The organism is Ginsengibacter hankyongi, assembly GCF_008710285.1.
In the GTDB taxonomy this organism is placed as follows: domain Bacteria; phylum Bacteroidota; class Bacteroidia; order Chitinophagales; family Chitinophagaceae; genus Ginsengibacter; species Ginsengibacter hankyongi.
Genome location: NZ_VYQF01000001.1, coordinates 269,468 through 285,284, shown reverse-complemented (window position 1 = coordinate 285,284; position 15,817 = coordinate 269,468). Strand labels below are relative to the sequence as shown.

Here is a 15,817-nt window from a genome sequence, read left to right as displayed (position 1 = left end):
TTAATAATATTTACTTCTGGTAATATCTCGTTTGTAAGGATAAATACTTAACAGAATAAGATAATTTTCTTCTAAAGAAAAAAACAATACATTCTTGCGATCCAGTTTATACATGTAAATTAGTTGCTGAGATGTGGGCCTGGCTAAAGTCGGCATTGAAGTAAGTTTTTCTAATCTTCTGTATGTTCGTGCAATAAATTTTTCTGATGATTGGACCGACCAGGTTTCTTTAATATATAATACCATATTTCTGAAATCATCTTCTGCCTCAGCAGACCACACTAACTGGTAAGCCATTGCTTAACCTTTTGTTTCATTTGCTCATGAGTAATATACCGTCCATTTCTATAATCATCCAATGCACGATTTATCTTGACTTGCAAGTCATCGGGCAGATCACTAATGGGAATATTTTTAATGGCTTCATTAGGATACAATAATTCATAAATCTCTTCGATCAATTGCTCATCAGTAGTTGATTGCAGCTTCTGAAGTATATCTTGCTTTTTATCCCTGATTGTCATAATAATTTTTGATGATTAAAATTAATCAACATTTTTGAAATTAAATATTAGATGGCGGCCATTATTGTAGTCTCGTCTTAACTATGCTTTTTGGTGTTTTAGTCTACCAGTTTAAAATTTATTTATCAATTCCTGTTCACACTATACTTTCTCCACTTCTCAATCAGCGCTTTCATGTCTTCCGGCAATTCACTGTCAAAATACATTTGCTTTTTCGTTGTTGGATGAATAAAGCCTAATTGCTGTGCATGCAAAGCATGACGCGGGCAAATAGCAAAACAATTTTCTACAAACTGCTTGTATTTGGTAAACACGGTTCCTTTTACAATCCTGTCGCCACCATAAGTATCATCATTAAAAAGGGGATGGCCAATCAATTGCATGTGGACACGTATCTGGTGAGTTCGGCCTGTTTCCAGCCTGCACTCAACAAGAGTTACATAATTAAATTTCTCCAAAACTTTATAATGTGTAATGGCTTCTTTGCCGTGTTCGCCATCAGGGTAAGCGGTAAATAATTTTCTAAATCTTTGGTGACGCCCAACATGAGCATTGATGGTTCCTTCAGCTTCTTCAAAATCTCCCCATACCAAAGCAACATAACGGCGATGTACTGTATGATCAAAAAATTGTTTAGCAAGATGTGTCATTGCCTTTGGCGTTTTAGCCATTACCAAAAGTCCTGAGGTGTTTTTATCTATCCGGTGAACAAGTCCAAATCTTGCAAGTTCTGTTTCACTAATATTGGGATTTTGCTGTTTCAAATAATATGCAACCGCATTCACTAAAGTACCGCCGGGATTGCCGCTGCCGGGATGCACTACCCTTCCAGGCTCCTTATCTATCACCATTATGTCCTCATCCTCATACACTATTTTAAATGGAATATTTTCCGGGACTATGTCAGTACTTTCTGGAAGGTAAGTATCATACACAATAATTTTATCACCAGGCTTTACTTTATAGTTTGATTTTATCACATGCTCATTTACCAAAACTCTTTCGGCTTCTATTGCCTGCTGAATTTTATTTCGTGTAGCCCCTTCAATGCGGTTCATTAAAAATTTATCAATCCTTAACGGCTCTTGCCCTAAGGCACAAATAATATTATGTCGTTCAAAAAGCTCTTCATTGTCATCTAGAATTTCCTCTTCATTCATTATTTAAAAATTTTATTCTCCCTTAAACTAATTAAAGAAGATGATCCATATAGAATAATTGTATAAGATTTATCCCCTAATCAACCTGATAAGCATAATAATAAGTGCCACTAAAAATAAGAGAATGGCAAGCCGGTTCATGCCATGCATGTATCCTATCCATTTTGTATGCGGAGTATTAGGATCTCTTTTTTTGATCCAAAGGTATTCTTGTATTTGTCTCCATACACCCATAGCCGGACGATTTATTAACAAACTGATTTAAAAAATTTTGCAACTTTTCAACCAAAAAATGCGTAAATAATTACAAATTTACTAATCTAAAAGTTTTAGGTTGATGTAAAAATTATTCGTGCTTGCCAAGATGAGTTTGAACACTCTTGAAAACGCACTAATTGAAAACAAAAAAAAATGATAATTTGGCATAATGAAAAGAGTAATCAAGAAACATCCTCTTGCCATTAGATGGTTTCATTGGATTAATTTTCCCGTAATTGCGGTTATGATCTGGAGCGGAATGTTGATTTATTGGGCTAACGATATTTATCGACTTGGCTGGGGAAATAAAACAGTTTTGAAATTTTTTCCTGATTCGTTCTACAAGGCATTACATATTCCTTTCAGGCTTGCTGAGGGCATGAGCCTCCATTTTGTTTTTATGTGGATATTCGCTGTTAATGGATTTATTTATGTTTTGTATCTTCTTTTTTCAGGCGAGTGGCGGTTAATTTTTCCCAACAAAAAATCTTTGAAAGATTCATTCCAGGTGGTATTGCATGATCTGCATTTAAGGAAGTCTGTTCCCGATCAAAAAAAGTACAATGCAGCACAAAGAATTGCTTACACAGGTGTAATAGTGATGGGGCTTGGTTCATTACTTACCGGGCTTTCAATTTATAAACCCATTCAGTTCCATGGTTTGGCAGCCCTGTTGGGCGGTTATGAATGGGCACGTGCTGAGCACTTTATTTTAACGATACTTTTTACTTTGTTTTTTGTAGTTCATATAGTTCAGGTGATACTTGCCGGATGGAATAATTTCAGAAGTATGGTTACGGGACTTGATGTATTACCGGTAAAGGAAATTATATTTCAACCTACAGGTATTAACAATGAGAGTGAAAGCAAACAGTTTGGAAACCCTGTTATAAATATCACGGAACCTTTTATACCAAAAGATGAAACGTATCCGGATAATGCGATCTTGCAAATTACATCGGGTGATGTAACCGGTGTAAAGGATGAATCATCCATTGAAAGTAAAAACGTAAACCCTCAAGGGCCAAACATATCATAATACAAATGGATTATAAAGAAGAAATACTTGTTTCAGAAAAAAAGCTAAGAAATAAAACTATTATTTCTTTTACAGTTTTTATATTACTACTGGCAGCAGCAGTTTTTGCATGGCAGAAATTGCACGAGCAACCAAAAGTGGCAGATGTTCCCAAACCGTTACGAACTGTGTTAAATGCAAATGAAAATTTCTTTTCAAATTTTTTAAGCAACAATCATCTGGCAAAATCGTTTCCCGTTTCGCAGGCTGTAAAAAACGTAAGAGTTAATGGCAATGTCGGCATGGAAGCAGACTTTGATCCATCTACATGGAAACTGCAGGTAATACGTAAGCCCGGAGATACTTTATTTGTGACACTTGATGAGATAAAGGCGTTACCAAAAACGGATATTGTTTTTGATTTTAAATGTATAGAAGGCTGGAGCCAGGTTACACATTGGGGCGGTGTTAAATTCAGTGATTTTGCGGCAAAGTATAACCTGAATGCGCAAACGCAGATGAAATATGCCGGCCTGGTAACACCCAATAAAAAATATTATGTGGGGATAGATATGCCAAGCATGATGCATCCTCAGACAATCCTTTGTTATGAAATGAATGGTAAACCATTGCCCATGAACCAGGGATATCCACTGCGTTTAATCATTCCCGTGAAGTATGGCATAAAACATCTCAAAAGGATCGGCACAATATCCTTCAGTAATGAACGTCCCCCGGATTATTGGTATAACCAGGGATATGATTATTATTCGGGATTATAGTACAGGTGCACAAATCATCCAACTTTCATGATCAAAATACAAAGGGCTTTTTAAACCTATAGCAATTCTCCGGTTAATTATTTATCGTCAATAAAAAATCAGTCTGTAAATTTGATTTTGATATTAGAGGTAATTCAACCCTGGAAGTCAATTGTAAATAATCTTCAATAAAAAATATATGGCTGCTTACGTTATTGTAGAAATAAAAATTAATGATACCGAAAAGTATGAAGAGTATAAGAAGCTCACTCCCGCCTCAATTGCGGCATACGATGGAAAATTTATTGTTCGCGGGGGCGCAACTGAAACCTTAGAAGGCGATTGGCAACCCGGTAGAGTAGTGGTGTTGGAGTTTCCGGATGCCGGAAGTGCAAGGCAATGGTGGAATTCTTCAGAATATGCTATCGCAAAAACTATACGGCAAAGTGCAGCCGATACTAAAATGATTTTAGTGGAAGGTGTGAATTTTTTATAAATGAATGTTGCGTAATTCTTATCCTCTTAATTTTTTTCATAAAAGATGAGCACCCCGGGTTATCAAAAACAATTGATTGCAACAAAACTGGCTGAAGCTACAGTGTTTCCGATTTTATTGAGCATTAGTTTTTCGCATCTATTGAATGATTCTATTCAGTCGTTAATTCCTTCAATTTATCCAATAGTAAAAAATTCATTTCATTTAAGCTTCGCACAAGTTGGCCTTATCACATTTACCTTCCAGCTCACAGCTTCCTTATTGCAGCCGTTTGTTGGTTATTACACAGATAAAAATCCTCAACCATTTTCGTTAGCTATAGGTATGAGTTTTACTCTTGCAGGATTAATATTTTTATCTTTTGCCAATAGTTTTGAGGCTATTCTAATATCCGTTGGATTAATAGGAATCGGCTCATCTATATTTCATCCCGAGGCTTCTAAAGTTGCTTATATGGCTTCGGGTGGGAAGCGTGGATTAGCTCAATCTATCTTCCAGGTTGGCGGAAATGCCGGCAGTGCATTTGGGCCGTTGCTAGCTGCAATTGTGATTGTTCCCTATGGAAGAACACACATTTTATATTTTGGTGTATTGGCAATGATTGCCATTGTTGTTCTTGTTACAATTGGTAAATGGTATAAAAATAATATTCATCTTATTAAGCGAAAACATAGCAAGACTTCAGAAAATGTTCACCTGTTTTCTAAAAAGAAAATTACTCTCTCGGTTATTATTTTATTGTTGCTCATCTTTTCAAAATATTTTTATTTGGCCAGCATGAGCAGCTATTATACTTTTTATCTTATAAATAAATTTGGATTATCGGTGCAGAATTCTCAGATACATCTATTTATTTTTTTAGCCGCTGTTGCAGCAGGAACTTTTATAGGAGGTCCGCTGGGCGACCGTTTCGGACGTAAATATGTAATCTGGTTTTCCATTTTGGGAGTAGCGCCATTTACATTACTGTTGCCTCACGTTAATTTATTCTGGACTACTATACTTTCTGTTTTTATAGGATTTATTCTTTCATCTGCCTTCTCAGCAATATTGGTCTATGCACAGGAGTTAATGCCCGGCAAAGTTGGAATGGTATCCGGATTATTTTTTGGATTTGCCTTTGGAATGGGCGGTATCGGCTCGGCTGTGTTGGGTGTTTTAGCAGATCATACAAGTATATTTTTTGTGTATAAGGTTTGTGCATTTCTGCCGCTCATTGGATTGATAACTGGATTTTTACCAAACATAGGAGGCAGAAAAATTATTCAAAAAAGCTTTTCCTCATAAAATACTTGTTAGAATTTCTTATGCTTACTCTAAATTGCATTCTTTATATATCTTCTAAAATTTTACATCACTAATGGCATTTATGGAAAAAGATCTCCTGGTAAAAAAATCTACGATACCAGGTGCAGGAAAGGGATTGTTCACAAAAAAATTTATTCCCAAAGGCAAACGCATTGTTGAGTATAAAGGAAAAATAAGTACATGGAAAGATGTAGATCATCATGATGGATTGAACGCTTATATCTATTATGTCAATCGCTACCATGTTATAGATTCTTCTAATAATAAAAAAAATCTTGCCCGCTATGCGAATGATGCAAAGGGTTCTCAAAATGGAATTAAATTAATGAACAACTGCCATTTTGTAATTGAAGAAAACCGCGTATTTCTTGAATCAAGAAGAGACATCCCACCAAATTCTGAATTACTGGTGGCATATGGGAAAGAATATTGGGATATACTTACCTTCAACAAAAACCAGGCGGCATTGGAAAAGAAAAAGACTGCGAAAGTACACACCCAGGTTTAATTTATCAGGCGCCAACACCGTTCCTCAATAAACAGTTTGCTTAAAAAAGCCTGCCATTTGCAATAACGTAAATTTTCTTTAAGTATTAAAAACCTACTTTTGCGCAATTAAAATTTATCGCCCGTTTAGGAGAATTTGCATTATTAATTATGAAGAATTACAAAATTATTGGCTGGCTGGCTTGTATATTATTATTGGTAAGCTGTTTTATTCCGCTCACTTATTATGCAGATCTTAATAAAAATTTTACCTGCTTTTTTTCTGAAAAAAATATTTATGGAAGACCAGGCGTTTTTTTTGTTTTTATTGCAGTAGTATCTTCTATTTTAATTTACCTCGATAAGATATGGGCAAAAAGAACGCTCATTTTCTTGGGAGCTCTAAATTTGGGCTATTTAATAAAGACCTATATTCTTTTCACGTCGTGTTACAACGCATATTGCCCCGAAAAAAAATTTGGAATCTATCTTCTTATAATCAGTTGTGTGCTGCTTTTCATTGTGTCGCTTTTTCCAGACATGAAATTGGTGAACAAGGAAGATAATGGCGCTGAGTAATAATGTTTAGTATAAGAAACGTAAAAAATTATTCAAAAAGTTCCAACTTATTCTTAGGCCGCTTATTGTCAAGCCAAATAAAATCTTTTAAATATTTCTGGTCCTGCGGAATACTTTTCATTGGGTAAAATTTTCCATTTATATCATTCACAAAAAGAACTTTTTCGAGATCATCTTTTACAAAGTATAAATCTATAACATCGCCTGTTGCACGGTTCATGCCCAGGTAGGCGCTGTCTTTATCCTGTGCATAGTAAATGCTTTCGGCCTGTGAGCCCCTCACACGCATATAATCAATTTTTCCATTTACAAAATACCCGTTAATGGTTTTGCCGCTTATCTGGTTATAAAATCCCTGGGTAGTTCTATTTACAATAATACCTTTCTCAAAAGCATAAAGGCGTTCGGGCTTTTTGTTTTTGGTGTATAAGAAAATGGTATCACCGGTTATCTGTGAATGTCCACTCCAAATTACAGGATCATAATAGAGCCGGAACACTGAATCTTTTGCTGAAAAGAAAAGACTGTCGCAAACGCTTTGCAGCGAATCACTAAAAATTCTTACATGATGGAATGCCAAAAAATATCTTGATGAATCCCGCTTATTCAATGAGTCCTTTCTATTTCCATTTGAGGAATCTAAACTTCGAATATTCCTGGTAGTTATACCCGGCTTCAGCGAATCAACTGAAACGGAATCGGTTTTCGCTGGGACGATAGTTGCTATATCAGATGAAGGAAGGCCTTCCTTTGCAGCCGCACGTTTTTCTGATTGCTGTTTAATTACGGCTGGCTTCAAAGAATCAATTTGAACTGAATCTTTGTGTGGCACAAGTGCTTTTATAGAATCATTTAGTGCAGGATTTTCTTTCACTTTTTTAGCCTGTTCAATTTTCCCATCATTTTTAATTTCGTGTAAAGAATCAATTACATGCGCAAGATGAGTTGCCGAATCTCGTTCAGAATAATTTTTTAATTGCAGGTTTGGATGTAACGAATCAGAGCCAAACGCTGTGTCTGCAATATTCCGCCTGTTCAAAGAATCATTAGCAATAGAATCTTTTTTCAAGATAAATTCTTCATTTTTTACTGCAGTTGAATAACCGGAAAATATAGTATCCGCAGCTACATAAATGCTGTCGTCTTTTTGTTTAATAATTAATACGGGCTTCCTGGTCGCGAGGAATGAATTTGTCTTTTTATTTAAGAATATCTGGTTCGCCAGAACAGTATAGCCGCCCGCAGAATCTCTTATTAGTGCATTGCCTTCCAGTTGCGCACTACCCGATTTGTTATCCATCGCCATGTTATTAGCAATGTAAATCCTGTTACTCGTGTCTTTCACCGTTGTCCTGCTGGTGAACAAAGCGTTATCAGACTTAAAGTCGTAACTGCCCTGGGTGGTAAATATTTCAGCTTCTTTACTTTTTATATAGGTATTGCCATTTAAATTATAGTTCTGCGTTTGCATGTTATACAGAAGAGAATCTGTTGTCACATGATTTTTAGGTTCGTTAACCACAACATTATTTTTAAAATAGATGTCTTTTGTGTCGGCATAATAAGTTCCATCATTACTGGTGATGGTTGTTTTGCCATTAATAACTTTTCCACCGTTATGATAATTTCCAATTCCGGTTCCAAGATTATAATCCAGGGCTTGTGTAAAAAGAGTTGCTTTTTTATCAACGAGTTTTACATCTTTTTGCAGGTATGCTGTTTTCTCTGTGCCAATATATTTAAGGTATTGGGCATAGGTTTGTATGCTATCGGCCTGGTTTATATGAACGTTTCCAAATCCTTCAGCTATATGTGTTGTCGGATTAATCGCAATACTATCTGCGTTAAAAATCGTGGTTCCCTGCTTTACAATAGCTCCCCCGGCAATGGTTTGTAAAGTAGTTACAGAATCGATATTAATGCTGCGCATACTTGGCCCCCGTATAATTTCAAATTCTTTTACGGTATCAGTTTTGGAAGTATTATTAATTGAAGTATCGCCGGGTGGTGGAGCAGCCACTTGTGAAAATGAAACAAAGCTTACCTGCAGTAAAAAAAAAATAAGAATAATTTTTACTGATGTTATCATCTATTTCTTAACCGATTTTAATGTATCGTCAATTAAAGGGGCGCTTAAATAATCACCTTTATCTTTTTTACCAAACACAGAAATATTGAGATAGCGCTTTGGATGAACTCTTATATCATCAAGAAGAATGTTTAATTTGTTTGCTGTCGATTGCAAGTTATCGTACAATTTTGTGTCATTCAAAAGTAACCCGAGGGAACCATCTTTACTGTTAATTTTCTCTGAACCTTTTTTGAAATTATCTACAGCAATATTTAAAGTATCCAATGTGGTTTTTAAATTAATGTCGGCAAATTTTGCTGCGGCAATCCTGGCACTTTCAAGAATGTTATTTAATTTTTCGTTGTTTGAATTGAGGTTGGCAGTAAACGAACTTACATTGTTAAGAGAGCTTGCCAAAGCTCCATTTTGTACATTAAGAATTTTCTCCAGGGAAGCGGCTGATAAGGCGAAGGATGCTGTTGTCGTATTTAAATTTGCAACAATTCCCTTTATATTATTTTTAGTTGTAGGATCAAAAACCCCGGTAACCACATGAAGTACCGAGTCCAAAGATTTTACTGCATTCCTTACTTCATACAAAACGGGGTTAATAACTTTTAAAGCTTCATCAAATGCACCACCGCTAAGTGTGGTTAAAACTGTATCCCCGTTTTTTAAATAAGTGGTAGAACTGCCCAATTGGATTTCAAGTGTAGGGCTGCCCAATAAATTCGGATTGATAACTGCAAGTGAGTTATCTGGAATATTTACATCTTTAATAAGACTAACGGTTACCACTATCTGCTTCATATCTTTGCCACCATCCAGGTTTTCAATTCTCCCGATCTGGAGCCCGTTAATTACTACCGGATTGGATTTAGCAAGTCCCTGCACGTCCTGGTATTTGGCGTATATAAACTTATTTTTTTTGAAAAGATTATTGCCCTTTAGAAAATTAAAGCCCAATACCAGCAGCACTATGCCGACCACAGCCATAATCCCTATTTTGGTTTCGTTATTGATTTTCATATTTTTTTTATTTCGTAATAAAGCAGGTTTGTTTATTTCCGGTTAACAATAATTAAGATTAGCGTTGCGAAAATAGTGAATCTTTGATGGTAGGAAGCGTGCCATACCTCATTAAAATTCAGGAATAAATTTAAATGGATTCTTTAACCCAAGAATTTGTGAACTTGTTTGTGCAGTAAAGGTTAAGTTATTATTGTGTTGTTGTCATTGCATCGGCATTTACAACTGGCCGGGATTCTACCTGGTTTTTATATTTAATGAGGGCCCGGGTTATCGATTCTGCAATCTCCTGCTGTCCTTTTTCGCTATTAAGATATCTTTCATCCTGGTAGTTATCAATAAAGCCTGTTTCAATTAATACAGCAGGCATCTGTGTTGCCTGTAATACCCAGATTCCTTTTTGACGTTGCCACACGCCAAGGTTGTCTCTTCCCGTTGCTTCAATTTCGTCCTGGACATCTGTGGCTAACTGGTAGCTTCTCTTAAAAAATTTTTGCGTATACAACAGGGCACTGGCTTTCCACTCCGGACTGTCATAATTGATGTCGAGCGTGCTATCGTTTGCATCAGTGTTAAACTGCATTTCGCTAGCCTCTAATGCTTCTGTTTTTGCACTTGTTTTATGCGATGCAATAATTAGTGTACTCGTGCCTTTTCTTTCAGTAGGCAGTTTATAATATTCTCTTATTGGAACCACATGCGTATGCGGAGTGCGGATTTTTTTTCTTTTTTTACCTTTACCAACATATCGTACTGTGTAATAAGTTTCCTTACGATGGCCAATAATTCTCGATGCAGTTCTTAAAACTACAGCATCTGCATGTATGCACACAAACAGGTCACCATGATTTTCATTGGCAATCCTTGCCTTTTCCCTGGGATTTTGATAAATATCTGTAGTACGGGTAGGAACGATATTAACATCCGGCAATTCCTTCTTCAATTCGTCAACTAATTTTAGTGCAATAGCCAGTGTTACATTTTTTTCTTTGGAATTTAATGAACCTTCGTATTCACTTCTTGCTCCATCATCGCTTCCACCGTGGCCTGCGTCCACAATTATTGTTTTTATTTTTTTTATTGTTTGTGCTTGAGTAACTGAGCAAAGCAGTAAGAGTGATGATAATAATAAAAAAAAATTAAACGGTTTTTTGAGTTCAAACATTTTATTTATGTGGTTTTAATGGAATCAGTATTTTCTCGGTTCGTAATCTTCACAAATCCTTAATTGGATTATCTCTATTTTTGTTTCCTACTGCTATGAACATGATAAACAAAGTTAGCGTAAAATACATATTGTCATTGATGATATCAGTTGTTATATGTATTCTAACGGTTCAAAGCAAGGATAAACGTGTTCATCAATTTTATTTTCACAGTTCGTTAACTTCACATGCCGACACAGTAATACCGGCAAAGAAAAAAAATATTACTGTTGATAAAAAGCTAAAATCTGAAAACGATACTTTACCCCAAAAAATTGTAGTGTCCGATACAATTCCTTTGAATAAAAATGATAGTCTCAATATAAATAAAAAAGATTCTCTTCCTGGAGATACGACGGCATTAAAATCGAAAGCAGATACATTAAATTTTGTAACTTCTAAAAATGCGCCGGATACTGTAATTGAGTATTCAGCAGAAGATTCAATGGTGGTGAATGTTCCTGGCAAAATGATAACACTCTACGGAAAGAAAGCCACTACGCAATATAAAGACAATAATCTTACAGCCCCTATTATTACATTAGACCAGGAAACCGGTAATATTATCGCATCAATAAAGCGAGATAGTACGGGTAAAGTAATTTCATTGCCAACCTACAAACAAGGTGATTTTCTTTCCGAAAGCGATTCCATAAAGTTTAATATGAAAAGCGGGAAAGGCCTTACCAAAAGCACTTATACTACGCAGGGAGAAATGTACGTGTACGGCCAAACTATTAAAAAGGTTGATAACAATGTTTTTTATGCTTTACGGGGAAGATTCACAACATGTAACCTTGACACCCCACACTTTGCATTTGTAAGTAATAAAATAAAATTTATTAATAATAAAATGGCCATTACGGGGCCGGTACATCCAGAGTTCGAAGGTGTGCCTATCCCTATTTATTTTCCTTTTGGTATTTACCCGCTGAACCAGGAAAGGCATTCAGGTTTACTGCAGGCAACCTTTACCACAAATCAGCAGCGAGGCCTTGGCCTGGAAAACCTGGGTTACTATAAAGTGATAAGTGATTATTGGGATGTTATTTTCAGGACGAGTATTTATTCGTATGGTGGCTGGACTTTTAGCGTGAACCCAACCTACAAAAAGAATTATCGGTATAATGGAAGATTGCAGTTTGATGTTCAAAATTTTAATACCAACTTTAAAGGGGATCCCGATTTTTCTCACAACCGAAGTTATCACATTGCGTGGAGCCACAGTATGGATTCCAAGGCAAGGCCCGGCGTAACTTTTTCGGCAAATGTAAATGCAGGAAGTAGCAGTTATAACCGTAATGTTCCTAATGAGCCCCAGTTAAATTATTCCAACCAGCTTTATTCGTCTATAGCATATTCTAAAACATGGAAGGATAAGCCGTTTAATTTAACAGTCACTGCAAACCACAACCAGAATACTAATTTAAAAATTATAAACGTTGAGTTGCCCACTGTAGGATTTAACGTGGCAACAATTTATCCTTTCAGGAAAAAGGATTTTGTGGGTACACCTAAATGGTATGAAAATATAGGTATTGCTTATAATGGAAATGCGCAAAACCGGTTTTCATTTTATGATACGGCTCGCAATATTTTCAAGCAAATTGCAGACACTCTTCAATACGGTTTCCATCATTCTGTACCCATCTCATTGTCGCTTCCTCAAATAGGCGCATTTCAGGTAGGCCCCTCCGTTAGTTATGATGAAACATGGTACCAGACCAAAACTAGATATAGCTGGGACGCTGTCAACAAAAGGTTAGATACTTCAGTGCAGAAGGGATTTTATGCGGCAAGACAAATGACTTTTGGGTTAAGTGTATCTACAAGAATTTTTGGGCTGATAACTGCAAAAAATAAGAATGCAAAAATAATGGCCGTACGTCATGAAATAACTCCAACGTTTGGTATAAGCTATAAGCCAGAGTTTAATAAAACCAGTTTTTATAGTGTCCAATACGATACGGCAGGGCATAGGCAGCAATTTTCTGTTTATCAAAGGAACAATATTTTCGGCCCCTATTCACCGGGGAGATTTGGCGGGCTTAATTTTGGTATCGATAATAATATATCAATGAAGGTGCGCAATAAAAAAGATACAGGTCAAAATGCAATTAAAAAAATATCGATACTGGATGGATTAAGTATTAATGGCAGCTATAATTTTTTTGCTGATTCGCTGAGCTTTCCTTTAAGCGATTTCCCCATAAGCCTGAGAACTAATCTTTTTAATAAAATCAATATAACAGCAAGCGGTATTTTAGATCCTTATGAAATAGATGCACAAGGTCGCAGGATAAGAACCTTAGTGTGGAAACGTAAGTTCCTGACCTTGGGCAGGCTGATTTCCGGCAACATCTCCTTATCAACTTCTCTGCAAGGCGGAAATAAAAAAGATGGTTCAAAGAAAGCCGAACTTACCTCTAATACTAATGATATTAACGACCTTGGTTACACGCAGGATCAATACGATGCTGAATCAGCTTACATAAGAAATAATCCGGGGGAATTTGCAGATTTTAGTATTCCATGGTCAGTAAATCTTTCGTATTCTCTCACCTATAGTAAAAACTTTACAGTTCCGCAGGGATATGTTACTACATTCTCTCAAAATGTAAATTTTGGAGGAACGCTGGGAATAACAAAAAAATGGCAGGCATCGGTCAATGGTTATTATAACATTACACAGGGTCAAATCAATACCATTTCGGGTACGCTTTCAAGGGATATGCATTGCTGGCAAATGTCGATATCGCTTTCCCCGGTTGGCATCTATCGCTTTTTTAGCATCAGCATCAGTCCTAAATCCGCATTGCTACGGGATTTAAGAGTTAACCGCACGAGGTATTTTTACAATAATCTTTAGTCCGTTACTTCACGTAGCTTTCGATATACTTGATCCACGTTTTAATAAAAAAAGCATTGCTTTTATTACTAAGCTTTGCATCTGATAAATGCATGGAAATTCGAACCCCATCGCAGCTTGAGGTAATAACATAATCAATTCTTTCTCCGGCAGCGAGCGTAATCACGCTTCCGTTAAATTTTATACAACCGATTTCATATTGCTTCACTTTACCAAACGGAGGAGTTGATGTAAGCCTGCTTTCTATTTCTTTCAAAGCTTTCAAGAATTCAGGAATACGCTTTTTTTCAACAGGTAATAGATCGTCGAGTTTATCTGCAGTGGTAACCGCATTAGCATATTTAACAGGCTCAGCAATGTGTTGATCGAGCAACGCATACTTTTGAGCCTTTGTTACGGAAGTGAATGAAAATAAAAAAATCAATAATAAAACTTGTTTCATATAAAAATTTGATACAGATTATTTGTGTTCACCAAAAACAGATCTTAACGCGTCTGATATTTCGCCCAGGGTGCAAAAATTTTCAACGGCTTTTATTACAACAGGCATTAAATTTTGATTATTAGTTGCGTGTTCTTTAATTTTTTTTAAACATTCTGATGAAGCGGCGTTGTTTCTTTCCTTTCGTAATAAATTCAATTTGTCAGTTTGTAACTTCCTTATGTTATCATTTATTTTAAAAGAAGGTGGTGTAATTTCCTGCTTTGTTGTAAACGAATTTACCCCTACTATTATTTTTTGGCCAGATTCCACTTTCTGCTGATAAGCATAAGCACTTGAAGCAATTTCATTTTGAATAAATCCCTGTTCAATAGCTGCGACCGCGCCTCCCATTTTATCAATTGTGTCTATTAACTCCCAGGCGGCGCTCTCAACTTCCGCGGTAAGTTTTTCAACGAAGTAACTGCCTGCCAGCGGGTCTGCGGTGTCGGATACACCGCTTTCGAATGCAATAATCTGTTGTGTGCGCAATGCTATTGACGCAGCTTCTTCTGTTGGAAGGTTCAGCGCTTCATCGTAACCGTTAGTATGAAGACTTTGAGTTCCCCCGAGCACTGCAGCAAGTGATTGAACTGTAACGCGGCTTATATTGTTCAATGGTTGTTGCGCCGTTAGGGTGCTTCCACCTGTCTGCGAATGAAAACGCAACATCATAGCTTTTTCATCAGTAGCGCCGGCATCTTTCATAATTTTAGCCCACATTCTTCTTGCAGCTCTGAATTTGGCAACTTCCTCGAAAAGGTTATTATGTGCATTAAAAAAGAAGGAGAGCCTTTTGCCAAAAACGTTTATATCGAGCCCTTTATTTATGGCAGCCTGCACGTAAGCCTTACCGTTAGCAAGCGTAAAAGCTATTTCCTGCACTGCTGTGCTTCCCGCTTCGCGAATATGATAGCCTGAAATTGAAATGGTATTCCATTTGGGAAGTTCTTTGCTGCACCATTCGAAAATATCGGTGACAATACGCATTGAAGGTTTGGGCGGATAAATGTAAGTACCTCTTGCAGCATATTCTTTTAAAATATCATTTTGTATTGTGCCCTGGATCTGGACCAAATCCGCATTTTGTTTTTTGGCAATAGCTACATAAAAAGCCAGCAAAATGAAACCTGTGGCATTAATGGTCATCGAAGTTGAAATATCCTGCAACCGGATACCTTTAAACAAGGCTTCCATGTCGTGGATAGAATCAATTGCAACGCCTACTTTTCCTACTTCACCTTCTGACAATTCATGATCGCTATCGTAACCAATTTGTGTTGGCAAATCAAATGCAACGCTTAGCCCATTGACGCCTTGCGAAATAAGATAATGATATCGCCTGTTGCTTTCTTCTGCAGTACTAAATCCGGCATACTGGCGCATAGTCCAAAACCTGCCGCGGTACATATCGGCTTGTACGCCACGTGTAAAAGGAAATTCTCCCGGATTTTCCCGGAAACCTTTTGGAGCAGGGGAGTTATATAAATCAGGATAAGTGTAGACCTTCTGTATTTCTATCCCGCTGTCGGTGTATTTGTTATCCTCGTCTTTCATTTTTCAAATTAAAAA

16 protein-coding genes are annotated in these 15,817 nt (G+C 36.6%); 7 read left to right on the top strand and 9 right to left on the bottom strand.

Annotation, left to right across the window (positions count from 1 at the left end; genetic code table 11):
- The 4 genes from FW778_RS01265 to FW778_RS23390 form a co-directional block, all read right to left on the bottom strand.
- Window positions 1-297 carry a type II toxin-antitoxin system RelE/ParE family toxin gene (locus tag FW778_RS01265; RefSeq protein ID WP_150412758.1) on the bottom strand — a complete coding sequence of 99 codons (297 nt, stop codon included), beginning with the start codon at window positions 295-297 and terminating at the stop codon, window positions 1-3.
- Window positions 282-524 (bottom strand): hypothetical protein, encoded by a 243-nt coding sequence (locus tag FW778_RS01260; protein ID WP_150412757.1) that lies wholly within the window; start codon window positions 522-524, stop codon window positions 282-284. Before FW778_RS01260 ends, FW778_RS01265 begins: the two co-directional genes overlap by 16 nt.
- Before the next feature lie 125 nt (window positions 525-649).
- Complete coding sequence (locus FW778_RS01255; protein WP_150412756.1) at window positions 650-1,684, bottom strand: RluA family pseudouridine synthase; 1,035 nt, start codon at window positions 1,682-1,684, stop codon at window positions 650-652.
- A 69-nt stretch (window positions 1,685-1,753) separates the two neighbouring features.
- Window positions 1,754-1,918: a DUF6728 family protein gene (locus FW778_RS23390; protein ID WP_235905997.1), complete on the bottom strand. Its 165-nt coding sequence runs from the start codon at window positions 1,916-1,918 to the stop codon at window positions 1,754-1,756.
- A gap of 193 nt (window positions 1,919-2,111) precedes the next feature.
- On the opposite strand from FW778_RS23390, the gene FW778_RS01250 reads away from it, so the two are divergent.
- The 6 genes from FW778_RS01250 (at window position 2,112) to FW778_RS01225 (ending at window position 6,590) form a co-directional block, all read left to right on the top strand.
- Window positions 2,112-2,981, top strand: coding sequence for a cytochrome b/b6 domain-containing protein (locus tag FW778_RS01250; protein ID WP_150412755.1), 870 nt, complete (start codon window positions 2,112-2,114; stop codon window positions 2,979-2,981).
- Window positions 2,982-2,986: 5 nt separating this feature from the next.
- Window positions 2,987-3,742: a molybdopterin-dependent oxidoreductase gene (locus FW778_RS01245; RefSeq protein WP_150412754.1), complete on the top strand. Its 756-nt coding sequence runs from the start codon at window positions 2,987-2,989 to the stop codon at window positions 3,740-3,742.
- Window positions 3,743-3,920: 178 nt separating this feature from the next.
- On the top strand, window positions 3,921-4,217 hold the full coding sequence (locus FW778_RS01240; protein ID WP_150412753.1) for a DUF1330 domain-containing protein: 297 nt from the start codon (window positions 3,921-3,923) through the stop codon (window positions 4,215-4,217).
- 45 nt (window positions 4,218-4,262) lie between these two features.
- Complete coding sequence (locus FW778_RS01235; protein ID WP_150412752.1) at window positions 4,263-5,504, top strand: MFS transporter; 1,242 nt, start codon at window positions 4,263-4,265, stop codon at window positions 5,502-5,504.
- Between the two features lie 73 nt (window positions 5,505-5,577).
- On the top strand, window positions 5,578-6,033 hold the full coding sequence (locus FW778_RS01230) for an SET domain-containing protein (protein WP_150412751.1): 456 nt from the start codon (window positions 5,578-5,580) through the stop codon (window positions 6,031-6,033).
- A 149-nt stretch (window positions 6,034-6,182) separates the two neighbouring features.
- Window positions 6,183-6,590, top strand: a complete 408-nt coding sequence (locus FW778_RS01225; RefSeq protein WP_150412750.1) for a hypothetical protein — start codon at window positions 6,183-6,185, stop codon at window positions 6,588-6,590.
- A 28-nt stretch (window positions 6,591-6,618) separates the two neighbouring features.
- On the opposite strand, the gene FW778_RS01220 is transcribed toward FW778_RS01225, so the two are convergent.
- The 3 genes from FW778_RS01220 to FW778_RS01210 all read right to left on the bottom strand — a co-directional run bounded on the left by FW778_RS01220 (window position 6,619) and on the right by FW778_RS01210 (window position 10,855).
- On the bottom strand, window positions 6,619-8,679 hold the full coding sequence (locus FW778_RS01220) for an OstA-like protein (protein ID WP_150412749.1): 2,061 nt from the start codon (window positions 8,677-8,679) through the stop codon (window positions 6,619-6,621).
- Window positions 8,680-9,690 (bottom strand): MlaD family protein, encoded by a 1,011-nt coding sequence (locus tag FW778_RS01215; protein ID WP_150412748.1) that lies wholly within the window; start codon window positions 9,688-9,690, stop codon window positions 8,680-8,682.
- Between the two features lie 190 nt (window positions 9,691-9,880).
- Entirely contained in the window at window positions 9,881-10,855 is a 975-nt protein-coding gene (locus FW778_RS01210; RefSeq protein ID WP_150412747.1) for an N-acetylmuramoyl-L-alanine amidase family protein, read from the bottom strand.
- 140 nt (window positions 10,856-10,995) lie between these two features.
- Between FW778_RS01210 and FW778_RS01205 the strand changes: the two genes are divergently transcribed.
- Window positions 10,996-13,764 carry a putative LPS assembly protein LptD gene (locus tag FW778_RS01205; protein ID WP_150412746.1) on the top strand — a complete coding sequence of 923 codons (2,769 nt, stop codon included), beginning with the start codon at window positions 10,996-10,998 and terminating at the stop codon, window positions 13,762-13,764.
- 4 nt (window positions 13,765-13,768) lie between these two features.
- On the opposite strand, the gene FW778_RS01200 is transcribed toward FW778_RS01205, so the two are convergent.
- Together FW778_RS01200 and FW778_RS01195 are read right to left on the bottom strand one after the other, a co-directional pair.
- Entirely contained in the window at window positions 13,769-14,206 is a 438-nt protein-coding gene (locus FW778_RS01200; RefSeq protein WP_150412745.1) for an MBL fold metallo-hydrolase, read from the bottom strand.
- An 18-nt stretch (window positions 14,207-14,224) separates the two neighbouring features.
- Window positions 14,225-15,802, bottom strand: a complete 1,578-nt coding sequence (locus tag FW778_RS01195; RefSeq protein WP_150412744.1) for an acyl-CoA mutase large subunit family protein — start codon at window positions 15,800-15,802, stop codon at window positions 14,225-14,227.
- Between the last annotated feature and the right edge of the window lie 15 nt (window positions 15,803-15,817).